This is a genomic window from Rahnella sp. ATs2, from assembly GCF_051851855.1.
Lineage (GTDB): Bacteria > Pseudomonadota > Gammaproteobacteria > Enterobacterales > Enterobacteriaceae > Rahnella > Rahnella variigena.
The window spans coordinates 82,200-98,656 of sequence record NZ_JBLYPL010000001.1 but is presented as its reverse complement, the minus strand read 5'-3'; the positions used below and the strand labels follow the sequence as shown (position 1 = coordinate 98,656).

The window sequence follows — 16,457 nt, the reverse complement described above, 5'->3', positions numbered from 1 at the left end:
TAGCAACACCGCACATAAATTCTTACACTTTTACCGAAATTTTCCGCTCATCTGCGGCCTGATAATAAGCACCGGAGGCCAGGCAAGGGAGTCGGTCAAAAGCTGGCTCATTCTACGTTAAATAATCCCATAACGGTCACTTAAACATCGCGGTTATGTGAATATTTTTTACCGACCGGGTCAACAGGCTCCGGCACAGCAAAGAAATCGCCCTGACCGCCGTGGATCCCACTTTTCAACAGGACGGCCCACTCCTCTTTTGTCCTCACTCCGGAGGCAAAAACCAGGGCCTGAGTTCCTTCACATGCACTGAGCAAACTTTGTACAAAAAGCTGGTTTTCCACCCTCTTATCAATATCGCGCACTAACCCCGGGTGAAGCTTGACTCTCTCCACCGGGAAAGTTTTCAGATAAGAGGTGCTGACGACCGACAAACCTGCCTGCGTCACGGCCAGACGACAGCCTAAACCTTGCAATAGTCTGATAGCCGGACGCAGCCGGTCGGTATGTTGACAGAGATCTGCCTCTGCAAGTTCAATCAAAATTCGATTTCGTTGGGTTCTTTCGCACTGAAGCAACGTATCGCGCAGCCAGCGAACAAACGAGCGCTGCAATAATGAATCAACCGTCAGGTGAAATGCCAACGTTTCATCCGGCCAGCGGTTAAGTAACGGAATAATCTGACTTAACATGACCCGGTCAAAGCTCTGAGACAGGCCAAACTGAACCACCAGAGGAATAAATTCTGCGGCCAGCAGTTCCTGTTCTCCGTCAAAGACGCGACGCTGCACTTCCCGGTGGTCAAGCTTGCCGCCTTTTGAGAATGACGGTTTCTGGTATAAACGCGGGCCGCCGCGCGCCAGGGTATTTTCCAGCAAAGTCCGCCAGCGCACGCTTCCACGGCCCTTTTCCGGCACGTTTTTATCGTAGATAAACCAGCTGTTACTTCCCTGGAACGCCGCGTGGCGGGTGGCCTGCTCAACCATATCCATGACCTGATCCGGCGTCTGCCCGAAACGATACGCACTGATGCCGATGTACATCAGTGCGTCGCGGTCGATCAGCGAAGACGTCGGCAACACACCCAGCGCATTAACCAGCTGAGCCGCCATCACCTCCGCTTCTTTCAGGGTGCGGTGCGGCAGCAGCACCGCAAAATCACTGTGGAAATAGCGGGCCAGTAAAGCATCCACGTGGCGCATAACAAACGTCGATAATAAATTCACCATCGCCGAACGTAATTCTTCAACTACCGCCTGACCGTGGGTCTCGCGCAACATATCGAAATCAGGTAAACGCAGCAGCATCACCACGCCATGCGCGCCCTTTTCTTCCAGTTGTGTGGCGAGCTGGTTATCAAAGAACAGGCGGTTACTCAGCCCGGTTTGTGCGTCCTGCTGCGCATACGCGCGTATCAGGGTGTCCACGCGGCTACGCTGTTCACGGGCTTCGTTCAGGTCAGTCAGCAAGACATCGATAGCACTGCTGGCAGAATGGGGCCATTCCCCAACATCACCGGTCAGACCCTCGCGTTCTCCGCGTAAAATGCGCACTGCGCGGTCTTCCAGTTTTTCCACGCCATCGGTTTCCTGTCGCAACCAGCGGAAACTGAGCATCAGCATGCCCAGCATCACCAGAATGGCGAGACCAATTGCAAACGTAGAACGCAGGGAGCGGATATAGGTGCTGATCGGATCGATATAGGACATTTGCAGAGACATCGCATGGTTCTGCATCAGCGGGAAAGTTGCCGTCTCGAATTCTGGGATTACGCTGTCCCACGAACGGCGCAAATTGGGCTTTTCATGATACTCATACACGGTGGTGTTATTGAGTTTGAGCTCAACATCCGTGATATCAAGCATGCGCATCGCCGGCGGCATCCAGCGTTCGGCTTCCGCGGGGGTATGGGTCAGAAGCGCCTGATCATAGGCCGTCGCCAGCGCCTGAAGATGCTGCCCGGTACTTTGTTTATTGAGATAGAGAAAACTGAAAGTGACGCCCAGCAACATCAACAGCATTGCCAGCGCGACTAACATCGAAATCAGTGCCGATAGTCTGGTAGTAAATCGCATCCCTGTGCCTTACTCGCTACGGTTAGGTGAACACAAACCCGTTGTCTGAGCCTGCTGCGTAAAACGCCGCTACTATAAAACAGAAAAAGGGAGGGACTGGAGAAATTTACGAAAAAGGATTAATCGCATATTTCGTTATTTCTGCCACATCGGGCGCCATTTCATTCCTTTATCAGGCCGAAAAGTACCCTTTGCTTACATTGATAGCATAGCAACACAAAAAACAATCAATTCAGAATTCTTATACAAATGGATAAAAATCAGCCAAAGGCGTTTTTTTTAAATCGGGTATTTGGAGGGTTCATCTCGCAAAACCCCCGGTTTCACGCCATGCTCTGTCTATATCCATAAAAATTAACCATATAAAAAGAGAATGCCGGAGAATGCTATGTACAAACCCCGCAAACTAACGGAAGCCGATGTCACACCCGAAGACATCTTCCATGACCGGCGCAAAGTATTACAGGCGCTGGGTATCAGTGCGGCGGCACTGGCCATCCCGCAAGATGCCCGGGCTGATCTGCTTTCCTGGTTTAAAGGCCATGACCGGCCGTCCGCGCCTGCGGGCAAGCCGCTGGATTTCACCAAACCTGCTGCATACCAGAATGATCTGCCGCTGACACCGGAAGATAAGGTTTCCGGCTATAACAATTTCTATGAATTCGGACTGGATAAAGCAGATCCGGCAGCGAATGCCGGGCAACTGGTCACATCGCCATGGACGTTAAAAATAGAAGGTGAAGTCGCTAAACCGATGACGCTGGATATGGACGACATTATGAAGCGTTTCCCGCTCGAGCAGCGGATTTACCGCATGCGTTGCGTCGAAGCCTGGTCAATGGTGGTGCCGTGGGTCGGATTCCAGCTCAGTGAAATTCTTAAACTCGCCGAGCCGACCAGCAATGCGCGTTATGTCGCATTCACTACCTTATATGACCCTGAACATATGCCGGGGCAAAAAGACCGGTTTATCGGCGGCGGACTGAATTACCCGTACGTTGAAGGATTGCGTATAGATGAGGCGATGAACCCGCTGGCGATGATGACGGTCGGTGTGTATGGCAAAGCACTTCCGCCGCAAAACGGCGCGCCCATCCGCCTGACCATTCCGTGGAAGTACGGCTTCAAGGGGATTAAATCCATCGTGAACATCAAATTCACCAAAGATGAGCCGCCGACCACCTGGAACCAGATTGCCTCGAATGAATACGGATTTTACGCCAATGTGAACCCGCAAGTTGATCACCCGCGCTGGTCGCAGGCGACGGAGCGTTTTATCGGTTCAGGCGGATTGCTCGACGTGCAGCGTCAGCCAACCTTACTGTTCAACGGTTATGCCGAACAGGTGGCATCGATGTATCACGGTATGGACTTGCGTAAGTTCTATTAAGGAAGGAGAAGTTTCACCTATGCGTCGTTTAAGCCCTGCAAATATTACCTGGCTGAAGGTGATCATCTATCTTTGCGCCATTTTGCCTTTTTTCTGGATTGTTCTTTCGATTAATCAGGGCTGGTTCAGCGCCGATCCCGCCAAAGATATTCAGCATTTTACCGGTAGGATGACTCTGAAATTTTTACTGGTCACACTGCTGGTCACGCCTGTCGCTCGTTACGGAAAACAGCCGCTGCTGATCCGCACCCGTCGTTTGCTGGGTCTATGGTGTTTTGCGTGGGGAACACTGCATCTTCTCAGCTATTCCTTCCTCGAACTGGGCATCAGTAATCTCCGGTTGCTGGGCAGTGAACTGATATCACGCCCGTATCTGACGCTCGGTATCATCTGCTGGGTTCTTCTGCTGGCACTGGCCTGCACCTCTCCAATGTGGGCACAGCGCAAATTGGGGTCAAAATGGCAGAAGTTGCACAATTTCATTTATCTGATCGCGGTACTTGCACCGATCCACTACCTTTGGTCGGTAAAAGTGTTATCGCCGCAACCCGTCATTTACGCATTACTGGCGGTCATCTTGTTGGCATTTCGTTATAAAAAATTCCGCCAGTGGCTGCGATAAGCGGTGGAACTTTTCTGTGTTCTGCCCCTCATAATTCCGGCAATCACACTCACATTCTCCGGGCGAGGGTTGATTATCTTCGCTGATAAGACCAGTATTTAGCTGCGAATTGCCACGATATCATTATAATGCCCGACCTCATGCCGAAGAGACGGGTCGATTTGCCGCGAAATAGGTGACAAATCGGTGACATCAGGGTATTTTCTACAATCTTTGTCTAATTGCCGGAGATAGGCTCACAATGGCGCATAAGTTTGACATTTTGCTACTGAACGGTCCTAACCTGAATTTGTTAGGCACCCGTGAGCCTGAAACGTACGGACACACCACGCTCAACGATATTGTTAAAGGTTTGGAAGTTCAGGCTGCTGCTGCTGATGTAGCACTCAGCCATCTGCAATCCAACGCAGAACATGTCCTGATTGAACGCATTCATCAGGCACGCGGAAACGTCGATTTTATTCTGATCAATCCCGCGGCCTTTACCCATACCAGCGTGGCGCTGCGCGATGCATTACTGGGGGTGTCGATTCCGTTTATCGAGATCCATCTGTCGAATGTACATGCCCGCGAAGCGTTCCGGCATCATTCCTATCTTTCCGACATCGCAGTGGGCGTTATTTGCGGACTTGGCGCAGATGGCTACCACTTTGCATTACAGGCAGCGGTTAATCGCTTGTCAAAAACCCACTAATTTCTACGCAAAAAGAGTACGGAATCACACCCATGGATATTCGTAAAATTAAAAAACTGATCGAACTGGTTGAAGAATCAGGCATTTCTGAACTGGAAATTTCTGAAGGCGAAGAATCAGTACGTATCAGCCGTGCTGCACCTGCGCAGGCTTATCCAATGATGCAACAGGCTTACGCTATGCCTGTACAACAACAGCCAGGTCTGGCTGCTGCGGTCGCGCCAGCTGCTGCGCCTGCAGAAGCGGCTCCGGCTGCCATCAGCGGTCATATCGTTCGCTCACCGATGGTAGGTACCTTCTACCGTACGCCAAGCCCGGACGCTAAAGCCTTCATCGAAGTGGGTCAGAAAGTGAACGCCGGCGATACCCTGTGTATCGTTGAAGCGATGAAAATGATGAACCAAATCGAAGCAGACAAATCCGGTGTTGTTAAAGCAATTCTGGTAGAAAGCGGCCAACCGGTTGAATTCGACGAGCCGCTGGTCGTCATCGAATAACGAGGCGTACCATGGTAGATAAAATTGTTATCGCGAACCGCGGCGAGATTGCCCTGCGTATTTTGCGTGCCTGTAAAGAAATGGGCATCAAAACCGTTGCTGTGCACTCCACTGCTGACCGTGACCTGAAACACGTGCTGCTGGCAGACGAAACCGTCTGTATCGGTCCTGCACCTTCAGTAAAAAGCTATCTGAACATCCCTGCCATCATCGCGGCGGCAGAAATCACTGGCGCGGTGGCTATTCACCCTGGCTATGGTTTCCTGTCCGAGAATGCTGATTTTGCAGAGCAGGTTGAGCGTTCTGGTTTTATCTTCATCGGCCCGAAAGCAGAAACTATCCGCCTGATGGGTGACAAAGTTTCTGCGATCCACGCGATGAAAGCGGCTGGCGTACCTTGCGTACCTGGCTCTGACGGCCCGCTGGGCGACGACATGGACCAAAACCGTGCCTTCGCTAAACGCATCGGCTATCCGGTCATCATCAAAGCCTCTGGCGGCGGCGGTGGTCGTGGTATGCGTGTTGTGCGCAGTGACAAAGACCTTGAGCAATCCATCAACATGACCCGTGCGGAAGCCAAAGCGGCTTTCAACAACGACATGGTTTACATGGAAAAATACCTGGAAAACCCACGTCACGTGGAAATTCAGGTACTGGCTGACGGTCAGGGCAATGCGGTTTATCTGGCTGAACGTGACTGCTCTATGCAGCGTCGTCACCAGAAAGTCGTGGAAGAAGCGCCAGCACCGGGCATCACTGAAGAACTGCGTCGTTTCATCGGCGAACGTTGTTCAAAAGCCTGTGTGGATATCGGCTACCGTGGCGCAGGTACTTTCGAGTTCCTGTATGAGAACGGTGAGTTCTTCTTCATCGAAATGAACACCCGTATTCAGGTTGAGCATCCGGTTACCGAGATGATCACTGGTGTGGATTTGATCAAAGAGCAGCTGCGCATTGCGTCCGGCCAGCCACTGTCGATCAAACAAAGCGAAGTGAAAGTCAAAGGCCATGCGGTGGAATGCCGTATTAACGCGGAAGACCCTAACACCTTCCTGCCAAGCCCGGGCAAAATCACGCGTTTCCACGCACCTGGCGGCTTCGGTGTTCGTTGGGAATCGCACATTTACGCAGGCTACACTGTGCCTCCGTACTACGATTCCATGATTGGTAAACTGATCACTTACGGCGAAACCCGTGAAGTGGCGATTGCCCGCATGAAAAATGCACTGGCAGAACTGATCATCGACGGCATCAAAACCAACATTGATCTGCAAATGCGCATTATGGACGACGAGAACTTCCAGCACGGTGGGACTAACATCCACTATCTGGAGAAAAAACTCGGTTTGCAGGAAAAATAATAAGACCGTACCGTCGCGTACATCTTATCAAGGCCGGATATTCCGGCCTTTTTTTCATTTATGGGGAAGTGGAAATGGATCAACGTTTCTTACAAGCCAACCGCGAAGCCCGCTGGGCGTTTGGGCTGACGATTGCCTATCTGCTGGCATGGTGTTTTGCCGCCTATATTCCTGACGATAAACAGGGCATCACCGGCCTGCCGCACTGGTTTGAAATGGCCTGTCTGCTGGTACCGCTGATATTCGTTCTTTTAAGCTGGCTGATGGTTCGCGTGATTTATCGCGATATTCCGCTGGAGGATCATCATGCAGACTGAAGTCTTGTTGCCGCTGATTGCCTATCTGCTGCTGGTATTCGGGCTGTCTGTGTATGCCTACACGCGTCGCGAACAGGGCAACTTCCTCACCGAGTATTTCCTCGGTAACCGCTCGATGGGCGGCTTCGTACTGGCCATGACCCTCACCGCTACCTACATCAGCGCCAGTTCGTTTATCGGCGGTCCCGGTGCTGCATACAAGTTTGGCCTTGGCTGGGTGTTGCTGGCGATGATCCAGCTGCCTGCTGTCTGGCTTTCACTGGGCGTACTGGGCAAAAAATTCGCCATTCTGGCGCGCCGTTATAATGCAGTTACCCTGAATGACATGCTGTTTGCGCGCTACCAGAGCCGCCTGCTGGTCTGGCTGGCGAGTCTGAGTCTGCTGGTGGCATTTCTGGGTGCGATGACCGTGCAGTTCATCGGTGGTGCGCGTTTGCTGGAAACCGCCGCCGGTATCCCTTACGACACTGGTCTGCTGATTTTCGGCATCAGCATCGCGTTGTATACCGCGTTTGGTGGCTTTCGTGCCAGCGTGCTCAATGATGCCATGCAGGGTCTGGTGATGCTTCTGGGCACCATTTTGCTGCTGGTAGCGGTGATCCATGCCGCCGGAGGGCTGCACAGTGCCGTTGATAAACTTCAGCAAATCGACCCGAAACTGGTTTCCGTACACGGCGGAGATGACGTCCTGTCGTTACCGTTCATGGCCTCGTTCTGGATTTTAGTGTGCTTTGGGGTGATTGGCCTGCCGCACACTGCCGTGCGTTGTATTTCCTATAAAGACAGCAAAGCCGTGCACCGGGGCATCGTGCTGGGCACCATCGTGGTCGCCGTACTGATGCTCGGTATGCATCTGGCTGGCGCACTCGGCCGTGCGGTTTTACCTGATCTGAAAATTCCCGATCAGGTGATCCCGACGCTGATGATCACCGTGCTGCCACCTTACGCCGCCGGGATTTTCCTGGCCGCACCGATGGCTGCCATTATGTCGACCATCAACGCACAGCTTTTACAGTCATCAGCAACTATCGTTAAAGACTTATACCTCGGCATTAAACCGGAGCAGTTAACCAACGAACGTAAGCTGAAGCGGTTCTCGAGCTGGGCGACCTTTGTGCTGGGATTGCTGGTATTACTGGCCGCATGGCGTCCGCCGGAAATGATTATCTGGCTGAACCTGCTGGCGTTTGGCGGGCTGGAGGCAGTGTTCCTGTGGCCGCTGGTGCTCGGTTTGTACTGGGAGCGCGCCAACGCTGCCGGGGCGCTGAGCTCAATGATTGTTGGCGCAGTTTGTTATACCCTGCTTGCCAGTATCGACCTGCACATCGCCGGTCTGCATCCGATTGTGCCGTCGCTGTTGCTGAGCCTGCTGGCATTTTATGTCGGCAATAAGTTTGGTAAACAGCCACGCGAAACCGTACTCAAGCCGTCCTGACCGGGCGGCACTGATTTTACAGATTGTTAAGAAGAGAATGGCTATGCCTTGGATCCAACTGAAAATTAATACCACCGGTAACGACGCGGAAACGCTGAGCGACGCGCTTATCGAGAGTGGCGCCGTGTCCGTGACTTTCCAGGATACCCACGATAATCCGGTGTTCGAACCCCTGCCTGGCGAAACCTTGCTGTGGGGCGATACCGACGCTATCGGCCTGTACGATGCGGAAACCGACATGGAAGAAGTGGTCGCCATGCTGGAAAACGAACCGCTGCTGGGCAAAGGTTTCGTGCACAAAATCGAACAACTGGAAGACAAAGACTGGGAACGCGAATGGATGGATAACTTCCACCCGATGCGTTTTGGCGAGCGTCTGTGGATTTGCCCAAGCTGGCGCGATGTGCCGGATCCGAATGCTGTCAACGTGATGCTCGATCCGGGCCTGGCATTTGGTACCGGTACCCATCCGACCACCGCGATGTGTTTGCAATGGCTCGACAGTCTGGATCTGACCGATAAAACGGTGATCGACTTCGGCTGCGGTTCGGGCATTCTGGCGATCGCTGCGCTGAAACTGGGCGCAAAACACGTGGTCGGGATCGACATCGATCCGCAGGCGATTCAGGCCAGCCGTGATAACGCCGAGCGTAACGGCGTTTCAGAGCGTCTGTCGTTGTACCTGCCGAAAGACCAGCCAGACAACCTGTCAGCCGACGTGGTCGTCGCTAATATCCTTGCAGGCCCTCTGCGCGAACTGGCACCGCTTATCAGCGTGCTGCCGGTTGCAGGCGGTCATCTGGGGCTTTCCGGCGTTCTGGCCAGCCAGGCTCAAAGCGTGGCGGATGCGTACAAAGATAAATTTGAACTGGATGCGGTGGCCGAGAAAGAAGAATGGTGCCGTATTACCGGCGTTAAAAAAGCCTGATAGCTGTCACCCGCTCTTTCTTTTTGTGCATAAAGAGCGGGTTTCCCCCCAAAAACCTCTTCTGACCTTTTCTTATATTTATCCTGCCGCACCAAACCCTTACACTTCGCATGGTATTTATTACTCAACGAACGAAAGGGATATCTTTTGAAAGGAAAATTGCTGTTTATTGCACTTGCTGCATTTTCAGTGTCTGCGGCTGCGACAGATGCGCCACACTGGTCCTATGACGGCGATGCCGCCCCGCAAAATTGGTCTAAACTCAGCCCGGATTTCCATCTGTGCGAACAGGGCAAAGCACAGTCGCCTATCAATATCAAAGAGGCGTTACCGGTGCATCCCCGCCCGCTTAAACTCAGCTATCAGTTACCGCCGGTGAGTGTCATTAATAACGGCCATAGCGTGCAGGTCAATGTTCAGCAGGGTGATTTTGCCACGCTGGACGGGGATAAATTCGTCCTTCAGCAGTTCCACTTCCACTCCCCGAGCGAAAACACTCTCAACGGTAAATCCTTCCCGATGGAAGCGCACTTTGTGCATATGGATGCTGAGGGTGAAGTTGCGGTGATTGCGGTGATGTTCGAGACCGGTAAGGCTAATCCGGAACTGGAAAAGATCTGGCAACAGATGCCAGAAAAAGCGGGCGAATCAGTCATGCTGAAAGAGAAAGTCAGTCTTGATGGCCTGCTGCCTAAAGATCTCACCCATTACCGCTTCAGCGGATCGCTGACCACGCCGCCTTGCACAGAAGGCGTTCGCTGGCTGGTCGTGAAACAGCCTCAGACGCTGTCTGAAGCGCAACTGGAAAAATTCCAGCATGTTATGCATCATGCAAATAATCGTCCTGTGCAGGGTCTGCATGGCCGCGTGGTGGTCGACGAATAATCTAGCCTGAGCCCGGAGACGCAGACAGGGCTTCTGCGTCTCTTTCTGTTGCCTTTCTTAGTTTCTGAAAATCAGTCACTTTTTAACCAAAAGACGATCTGCGTCACGGAATTTTGTGGTGATTGCTGCTTAAAACGTCAAATCTGCCCTTAGATTCAACTGATATATCAGGATGTTTCAGAGAGATATTAGGAATTTGCATAAGCGCACAATTTGACCTTCGTCACATAACTCAATGTAAAACCAAGACAAAAAATCTAATTGTGCTGAATTTCACCATTGGCAAGGTATTTTCTTATCCAATTGCTCAAAGTTTGGCCTTTCATATCGCAACGAAAATGCGTAATATACGCGCCCTTGCGGACATCAGTATGGTCATTCCTAGTTCATGCGCATCGGACACCACCAGCTTACAAATTGCCTGATTGCGGCCCCGATGGCCGGTATCACTGACCGACCATTTCGTGCCTTATGTCATGCGATGGGGGCTGGAATGGCAGTATCTGAAATGCTCTCCTCCAATCCGGAGGTGTGGCGGACGGATAAATCACGTTTGCGCATGGTACATAACGATGAACCGGGGATCCGCGCCGTGCAAATTGCCGGTTGTGACCCCGAAGATATGGCGGCTGCTGCACGAATTAACGTGGAAAGCGGTGCGCAAATCATTGATATCAATATGGGCTGCCCGGCCAAGAAAGTGAACCGCAAACTGGCAGGTTCTGCATTATTGCAGTATCCGGATTTGGTCAAACAAATCCTCACTACCGTAGTGAATGCGGTAGATGTGCCAGTCACGTTGAAAATTCGTACTGGTTGGGCACCGGAACACCGTAACTGTGTACAAATTGCCCAATTGGCTGAAGACTGTGGAATTCAGGCCCTGACTATTCATGGCCGAACCCGTGCCTGTCTCTTCAATGGAGAAGCAGAGTACGACAGTATTCGGACAGTTAAGCAGAGTGTTTCCATTCCGATTATCGCGAATGGCGACATAACTGACCCGCATAAAGCCAGAGCGGTGCTCGACTACACCGGAGCTGATGCTCTGATGATAGGACGTGCCGCTCAGGGGAGACCCTGGATCTTCCGGGAAATCCAGCATTATCTGGACACAGGGGAGCTGTTACCTCCACCGCCTATGGGTGAGGTGCAGCGCTTGTTACTAGGGCACGTACGGGAATTGCACGACTTTTACGGTCAAGGCAAGGGATTTCGTATCGCTCGTAAGCATGTTTCCTGGTATCTCCAGGAGCATGCCCCGAATGACCAGTTTCGGCGCTCCTTCAACGCCATAGAGGATGCCAGCGAACAGCTGGAGGCGTTGGAAGCATATTTCGAAAATCTTGCGTAACAAAAAAGAGCTGACAGAACTATGTTCGAACAACGCGTGAATTCTGACGTACTGACCGTTTCTACCGTTAATTCTCAGGATCAGGTAACCCAAAAACCCCTGCGTGACTCGGTAAAACAAGCACTTAAGGGCTATTTTGCTCAATTGAATGGTCAGGACGTGAATGACCTGTATGAGTTGGTATTGGCTGAAGTTGAACAGCCACTGTTAGACATGGTGATGCAGTATACCCGTGGCAACCAGACTCGTGCGGCCCTGATGATGGGTATCAACCGCGGTACGCTGCGTAAGAAATTGAAAAAATACGGCATGAACTGATACTAATCAGTCGATGTCTTAAAAAGGCGCTTTTCCGCAAGGGGAGCGCCTTTTTGTTTTCTGTTTTTTTATATTTACCGATTCTTTCGCAGCAAACCTTTAGCCCAAAATTTGCGCAAAACCTAACCCAGATCAACCCAAATGAGAATAATTCTCCCCTGCATTCCGCGATAAAGAACTACCTTATACGGACAATAAAAATGTCTCCGGGAGTCACACTGATGAAGCCACTTTATCTACGTTTTACCGCGGCAATGAATAAACCTGATCTGGCTATTTTACTGCTGCGTATCACTTACGGTCTGCTGATTTTTCATGGCTGGCATAAGCTGCATGACGGACTGGGCGGTATACAGGGGATGCTGGCAGGTTATGGTATTCCGGCGTTTGTCGCCTACGGCGTAATTATCGGTGAGGTCATCGCGCCGATCATGATGATATTGGGGATCTTCACCCGTCTCGCCGCTCTGTCTGCTGCAGCGACGATGGTCGTGGCCTGGCTGATGGTCGGTATCCACCATACGTTTGCATTGTCACCGGTGGGTGCCTGGGCCATTGAAGACATCGTGTATTACTTCATGGCAGCCATCGTGATCGCGCTGTACGGTAGCGGGCGTTATTCCATTATGAGCAATCCGCTCTACCGCTGATATTCCTTTTCAGCATGTCTGATCCGTCAGGCATGCTGATACCGCATATCAACCATTTTATTTTCCAAAAGCTAATCTCTTCTTTACGTAGCGTTTTCGTTTGTCTGTCCAAAAGTAGACGTAAAAAAATGGTAAAGAGTCCGTTTATCGGACAATTTCCCCCACCGGTTAGATCAAGCAGCATGTTATACTCTGTGTAAGAGTCGTATTCGCTCGCTCAACGCCTACGGACAGCCCTTCAGCTTCGCGATCCCGCCTTTTAAAAGTGTCTTCTTAGAGTAAAAATTGCGTCAACTTGTGTCTTTTCAAAAACGTTTGCCGGCACATGCTGTCCCACTCTATGTCAGACAATCCGTATCGCGAATGAGCCAACTCCTTACGCGTTACCCCGATTTTTATGCAGATGATTAGGCTTTTATGACTTCTCCTCGCTTTCGTGCTTCATTTTTACATCCACGCTACTGGCTGACCTGGTTTGGCCTGGGTGTACTGTTCCTGCTGGTTCAGCTGCCTTATCCGGTGTTAAACCGTCTGGGTATCTGGCTTGGCCGAACGTCGATGCGTTTCCTGAAACGCCGCGTGTCAATAACGCGCCGTAACCTGCAATTGTGCTTCCCGGATCTGCCTTCTGATCAGGTTGAAGCCCGCATTGTCAGCAACTTTGAATCCCTCGGTATGGGCTTACTGGAAACCGGCATGGCCTGGTTCTGGTCGGATGCCCGTGTGAAACGCTGGTTTGACGTCAGCGGCCTGCACAACCTGAAAAAGGCGCAGGAAAACAAAAAAGGCGTACTGGTGATTGGCGTGCATTTCATGTCGCTGGAACTGGGCGGGCGTGCGATGGGCTTATGTCAGCCAATGATGGCGATGTACCGTCCGCACAACAATAAAGCGATGGAATTTGTGCAGACCTGGGGTCGTATGCGCTCCAACAAGGCAATGCTCGATCGCAAAGATTTACGCGGTATGGTTCACGCTCTGAAAAAAGGCGAAGCGGTCTGGTTTGCGCCGGATCAGGACTACGGCCCGCGCGGCAGCGTCTTTGCCCCCCTGTTTGCCGTCGACCAGGCTGCCACCACCAGCGGTACCTTCATGCTGGCGCGTCTGGCGAAACCGGCGCTGGTCACCGTAGTACTGGTGCGCAAAGCCTTAGGTAAAGGCTATGAGCTGGTGATCCAACCTGAGTTGCAGGATTACCCGATCGATGACGAAATGGCGGCTGCGGCTTACATGAATCGCGTTATCGAGAAAGAAATTATGCGTGCGCCCGATCAGTATCTCTGGTTGCACCGCCGCTTTAAAACCCGTCCGGCAGGAACGCCTTCTCTTTATAGATAAGTGCTTTATAGATAAGTGCCAGACGTGATAAAACGGAAGCCCGATGCAATGCGTCGGGCTTTTTCATTGAACAGCATCCATAAGAGATTTGTAATTTTCATGGCTAAAAAACCTGACGCGACACCTTCCATCTTTGACCATCTCAAAGAGGAAGAGAGTTTTGACCTCTGGGGACGCTCCGGCCTCAGCACTGCACTGAACAAAGCCAAACCTAAAGCGCCGGATAACGAGCAGATTGCCGCCGCACGTAAGCTTATCAAAGGCAATGCCGACAAGGGCGAATGATGTGAAAGCATCACCTGACAGAAACCCACTCCATGTGGGTTTTTTAATGGCTTTTATCTGCGCAAACAGGCTGATGAAAATAATTCTCACGACAGATTAATCGCTTTTCTGTAACCTCTCTTTTTACCTGCCCTGGAGAGAAGTGATGAAAACCTCTGTTCGTCTGGCGCTGGTCGGAGACTACCACTCCGCCATCACGGCCCACCAAGCTATCCCCCTTGCTATCGACCTTGCAGCACAACACTTCAGCACTGAAATTCACGCCGACTGGCTTGCGACCGACACCATTACCCCTGAGATTTTACAAAACTACGACGCTTTCTGGTGTGTCCCCGGCAGCCCGTATCACTCCACCGAAGGTGCCCTGAGCGCTATCCGTTTTGCCCGCGAAAACCACAAGCCTTTCCTCGGAACCTGCGGCGGTTTTCAGCATGCGATCATCGAATACGCCCGTAACGTGATGGACTGGCAGGATGCAGGGCATGGCGAAACTGATACCGAAGGCCGGCTGGTGATCAGCGCCCTGTCGTGCGAAATGGTGGAAGTTAAAAACACCCTCACCTTTATCCCAGACAGCCTGCCAGCACGCGCCTATGGCAGGCTGGAAGTCGAAGAGGGTTATCACTGCCGTTACGGCATCAATACCGAATTTCAGGCGGCGCTTGAGGCACAGCCGTTGCGGATGGTGGGTCATGATGCCACCGGCGAAGTTCGCGCCATCGAATTGCCCGGACATCCGTTTTTTGTCGCGACCTTATTTCAGCCGGAACGCGCCGCACTAAAAGGTCAGCTTCCGCCGCTGGTGGCTGCACTGATAAAGTCCGCTCTCTGAGCCTGCCTGTTTCTGAATATCTCTCAGGCCATCCGGCCTGAGAGATTTACTCATCGTTTTGCCTCATTTTTTTACCCAATATGACACCGTATTTCACTTCCCTTCAAAGACCGCGATCTGCACTCCAATATTGAAATAATCCGCTCCCTTTTAAAGCAGCCACATTGACCGCGCACCGAAACAGGGCAATAAATTTTATACACCTCGTCAATGTTACTGAGCAATTCCTCTACGCGACTTGATTGATGGGGTGTTTTCGATGTTGGCACTCCCTTTGCAAAGACAGGTGCAGAGGGCGTTGCCCCATAAACAGACAGGGTGCTCAGGCACTCACACAATAATAATTTTCAATTTTGTCTCACAGGACGCTTAATGAAAAAAATATTGCTCTCAACGCTGATTGCCGCAGCAAGCTTCGTGACACTGGCTGGTCAGGCTCACGCAGGTACCACTCTGGATGCAGTTAAAAAGAAAGGATTTGTTCAATGCGGTATCAGCGACGGCCTGCCAGGCTTCTCTTACGCTGACTCCAAAGGCAAATTCACCGGTATCGACGTTGACCTCTGCCGCGCAGTGGCTGCTGCCGTGTTTGGTGATGCTGAGAAAGTGAAATACACCCCCCTGACCGCGAAAGAGCGTTTCACCGCGCTGCAGTCTGGCGAAGTGGACATCCTGTCACGTAATACCACCTGGACCTCTTCCCGCGATGCGGGCATGGGCATGATTTTCGCCGGCGTAAACTATTACGACGGTATCGGCTTCCTGACTCACCAGAAAGCCGGCCTGAAAAGCGCCAAAGAACTTGATGGCGCCACCGTCTGTCTGCAGGCCGGTACGGATACCGAGCTGAACGTAGCTGACTACTTCAAAGCCAACAAAATGACTTACACCCCGGTCACCTTCGACCGTTCAGATGAAAGCGCCAAAGCGCTGGACTCAGGCCGTTGTGACACCCTGGCCTCTGACCAGTCTCAGCTGTACGCACTGCGTATCAAACTGGGCAAACCGGATGACTTCATCGTGCTGCCAGAAGTCATTTCTAAAGAACCTCTGGGGCCGGTCGTTCGACGTGGTGACGAAGACTGGCTGGCTATCGTGCGCTGGTCACTGTTCGCGATGCTGAACGCCGAAGAAATGGGCGTGACGTCTGCCAACGTCGATCAGCTGGCGGCAAACCCGACCACGCCTGACATGAGCAACCTGCTGGGCAAAACCGGCACTTACGGCGCTGATCTGAAAGTGCCTAATGACTGGGTGGTTAAAATCGTTAAACAGGTCGGCAACTACGGCGAAAGCTTCGAACGTAACGTCGGTCAGGGCAGCGAGCTGAAAATCAAACGTGGTCAGAACGCATTGTGGAATAAAGGCGGCATCCAGTACGCCCCACCAGTCCGCTAATTTTATCCTTCGTACCTGACGTTGCACCGGCCTTGGCGGCACTCGGTCACCCGAATCACTGACCCGTGTCAGCTCATC

General features: G+C 52.0%; 17 protein-coding genes. 16 read left to right on the top strand and 1 reads right to left on the bottom strand.

Annotated features, from left to right (window positions below):
* Nucleotides 1–140 precede the first annotated feature (140 nt).
* Nucleotides 141–2,075, bottom strand: coding sequence for an RNase E specificity factor CsrD (gene csrD / locus ACJY2G_RS00450; RefSeq protein WP_430319871.1), 1,935 nt, complete (start codon nucleotides 2,073–2,075; stop codon nucleotides 141–143).
* A gap of 388 nt (nucleotides 2,076–2,463) precedes the next feature.
* On the opposite strand from csrD, the gene msrP reads away from it, so the two are divergent.
* From msrP to ACJY2G_RS00370, 16 genes are all read left to right on the top strand, one after another.
* Nucleotides 2,464–3,465: a protein-methionine-sulfoxide reductase catalytic subunit MsrP gene (msrP, locus tag ACJY2G_RS00445; RefSeq protein WP_120162180.1), complete on the top strand. Its 1,002-nt coding sequence runs from the start codon at nucleotides 2,464–2,466 to the stop codon at nucleotides 3,463–3,465.
* 19 nt (nucleotides 3,466–3,484) lie between these two features.
* Nucleotides 3,485–4,087: a protein-methionine-sulfoxide reductase heme-binding subunit MsrQ gene (gene msrQ / locus ACJY2G_RS00440; protein ID WP_112290411.1), complete on the top strand. Its 603-nt coding sequence runs from the start codon at nucleotides 3,485–3,487 to the stop codon at nucleotides 4,085–4,087.
* Between the two features lie 241 nt (nucleotides 4,088–4,328).
* The gene (gene aroQ / locus ACJY2G_RS00435; RefSeq protein WP_013577295.1) at nucleotides 4,329–4,781 is read left to right on the top strand and encodes a type II 3-dehydroquinate dehydratase; all 453 of its coding nucleotides are present in this window, start codon (nucleotides 4,329–4,331) and stop codon (nucleotides 4,779–4,781) included.
* Between the two features lie 32 nt (nucleotides 4,782–4,813).
* The gene (gene accB, locus ACJY2G_RS00430) at nucleotides 4,814–5,278 is read left to right on the top strand and encodes an acetyl-CoA carboxylase biotin carboxyl carrier protein (protein ID WP_013577296.1); all 465 of its coding nucleotides are present in this window, start codon (nucleotides 4,814–4,816) and stop codon (nucleotides 5,276–5,278) included.
* A gap of 11 nt (nucleotides 5,279–5,289) precedes the next feature.
* Nucleotides 5,290–6,639: an acetyl-CoA carboxylase biotin carboxylase subunit gene (gene accC, locus ACJY2G_RS00425; protein ID WP_112290409.1), complete on the top strand. Its 1,350-nt coding sequence runs from the start codon at nucleotides 5,290–5,292 to the stop codon at nucleotides 6,637–6,639.
* Nucleotides 6,640–6,713: 74 nt separating this feature from the next.
* Entirely contained in the window at nucleotides 6,714–6,956 is a 243-nt protein-coding gene (locus ACJY2G_RS00420) for a YhdT family protein (protein ID WP_430319870.1), read from the top strand.
* Complete coding sequence (panF, locus tag ACJY2G_RS00415; protein WP_120162182.1) at nucleotides 6,946–8,391, top strand: sodium/pantothenate symporter; 1,446 nt, start codon at nucleotides 6,946–6,948, stop codon at nucleotides 8,389–8,391. Before ACJY2G_RS00420 ends, panF begins: the two co-directional genes overlap by 11 nt.
* Before the next feature lie 43 nt (nucleotides 8,392–8,434).
* On the top strand, nucleotides 8,435–9,319 hold the full coding sequence (gene prmA, locus ACJY2G_RS00410; protein WP_430319869.1) for a 50S ribosomal protein L11 methyltransferase: 885 nt from the start codon (nucleotides 8,435–8,437) through the stop codon (nucleotides 9,317–9,319).
* Nucleotides 9,320–9,466: 147 nt separating this feature from the next.
* A complete protein-coding gene (locus tag ACJY2G_RS00405; RefSeq protein WP_208644583.1) occupies nucleotides 9,467–10,204 on the top strand; it encodes a carbonic anhydrase in 738 nt (245 codons plus the stop codon).
* 388 nt (nucleotides 10,205–10,592) lie between these two features.
* Nucleotides 10,593–11,558, top strand: a complete 966-nt coding sequence (gene dusB, locus ACJY2G_RS00400; protein ID WP_112290402.1) for a tRNA dihydrouridine synthase DusB — start codon at nucleotides 10,593–10,595, stop codon at nucleotides 11,556–11,558.
* Between the two features lie 21 nt (nucleotides 11,559–11,579).
* The gene (gene fis, locus ACJY2G_RS00395; RefSeq protein ID WP_004097144.1) at nucleotides 11,580–11,876 is read left to right on the top strand and encodes a DNA-binding transcriptional regulator Fis; all 297 of its coding nucleotides are present in this window, start codon (nucleotides 11,580–11,582) and stop codon (nucleotides 11,874–11,876) included.
* A gap of 221 nt (nucleotides 11,877–12,097) precedes the next feature.
* Nucleotides 12,098–12,526, top strand: a complete 429-nt coding sequence (locus ACJY2G_RS00390) for a DoxX family protein (RefSeq protein WP_112290400.1) — start codon at nucleotides 12,098–12,100, stop codon at nucleotides 12,524–12,526.
* 417 nt (nucleotides 12,527–12,943) lie between these two features.
* Nucleotides 12,944–13,864, top strand: a complete 921-nt coding sequence (gene lpxP / locus ACJY2G_RS00385) for a kdo(2)-lipid IV(A) palmitoleoyltransferase (RefSeq protein WP_113876711.1) — start codon at nucleotides 12,944–12,946, stop codon at nucleotides 13,862–13,864.
* A 99-nt stretch (nucleotides 13,865–13,963) separates the two neighbouring features.
* A complete protein-coding gene (locus tag ACJY2G_RS00380; protein ID WP_430319868.1) occupies nucleotides 13,964–14,149 on the top strand; it encodes a hypothetical protein in 186 nt (61 codons plus the stop codon).
* Nucleotides 14,150–14,294: 145 nt separating this feature from the next.
* Nucleotides 14,295–14,981 (top strand): CTP synthase C-terminal region-related (seleno)protein, encoded by a 687-nt coding sequence (locus ACJY2G_RS00375; RefSeq protein WP_159282277.1) that lies wholly within the window; start codon nucleotides 14,295–14,297, stop codon nucleotides 14,979–14,981.
* Nucleotides 14,982–15,353: 372 nt separating this feature from the next.
* The gene (locus ACJY2G_RS00370; RefSeq protein WP_112290395.1) at nucleotides 15,354–16,379 is read left to right on the top strand and encodes an amino acid ABC transporter substrate-binding protein; all 1,026 of its coding nucleotides are present in this window, start codon (nucleotides 15,354–15,356) and stop codon (nucleotides 16,377–16,379) included.
* Nucleotides 16,380–16,457: the final 78 nt, after the last annotated feature.

What these genes read in the sequence shown, in the direction of transcription:
- msrP (WP_120162180.1), top strand. Translation starts at nt 2,464, where the DNA reads ATGTACAAACCCCGCAAACTAACGGAAGCCGATGTCACACCCGAAGAC.
- prmA (WP_430319869.1), top strand. Translation starts at nt 8,435, where the DNA reads ATGCCTTGGATCCAACTGAAAATTAATACCACCGGTAACGACGCGGAA.
- csrD (WP_430319871.1), bottom strand. Translation starts at nt 2,075, where the DNA reads ATGCGATTTACTACCAGACTATCGGCACTGATTTCGATGTTAGTCGCG.
- ACJY2G_RS00390 (WP_112290400.1), top strand. Translation starts at nt 12,098, where the DNA reads ATGAAGCCACTTTATCTACGTTTTACCGCGGCAATGAATAAACCTGAT.
- ACJY2G_RS00420 (WP_430319870.1), top strand. Translation starts at nt 6,714, where the DNA reads ATGGATCAACGTTTCTTACAAGCCAACCGCGAAGCCCGCTGGGCGTTT.
- fis (WP_004097144.1), top strand. Translation starts at nt 11,580, where the DNA reads ATGTTCGAACAACGCGTGAATTCTGACGTACTGACCGTTTCTACCGTT.
- ACJY2G_RS00370 (WP_112290395.1), top strand. Translation starts at nt 15,354, where the DNA reads ATGAAAAAAATATTGCTCTCAACGCTGATTGCCGCAGCAAGCTTCGTG.
- dusB (WP_112290402.1), top strand. Translation starts at nt 10,593, where the DNA reads ATGCGCATCGGACACCACCAGCTTACAAATTGCCTGATTGCGGCCCCG.
- lpxP (WP_113876711.1), top strand. Translation starts at nt 12,944, where the DNA reads ATGACTTCTCCTCGCTTTCGTGCTTCATTTTTACATCCACGCTACTGG.
- accB (WP_013577296.1), top strand. Translation starts at nt 4,814, where the DNA reads ATGGATATTCGTAAAATTAAAAAACTGATCGAACTGGTTGAAGAATCA.
- ACJY2G_RS00375 (WP_159282277.1), top strand. Translation starts at nt 14,295, where the DNA reads ATGAAAACCTCTGTTCGTCTGGCGCTGGTCGGAGACTACCACTCCGCC.
- panF (WP_120162182.1), top strand. Translation starts at nt 6,946, where the DNA reads ATGCAGACTGAAGTCTTGTTGCCGCTGATTGCCTATCTGCTGCTGGTA.
- msrQ (WP_112290411.1), top strand. Translation starts at nt 3,485, where the DNA reads ATGCGTCGTTTAAGCCCTGCAAATATTACCTGGCTGAAGGTGATCATC.
- accC (WP_112290409.1), top strand. Translation starts at nt 5,290, where the DNA reads ATGGTAGATAAAATTGTTATCGCGAACCGCGGCGAGATTGCCCTGCGT.
- ACJY2G_RS00380 (WP_430319868.1), top strand. Translation starts at nt 13,964, where the DNA reads ATGGCTAAAAAACCTGACGCGACACCTTCCATCTTTGACCATCTCAAA.
- aroQ (WP_013577295.1), top strand. Translation starts at nt 4,329, where the DNA reads ATGGCGCATAAGTTTGACATTTTGCTACTGAACGGTCCTAACCTGAAT.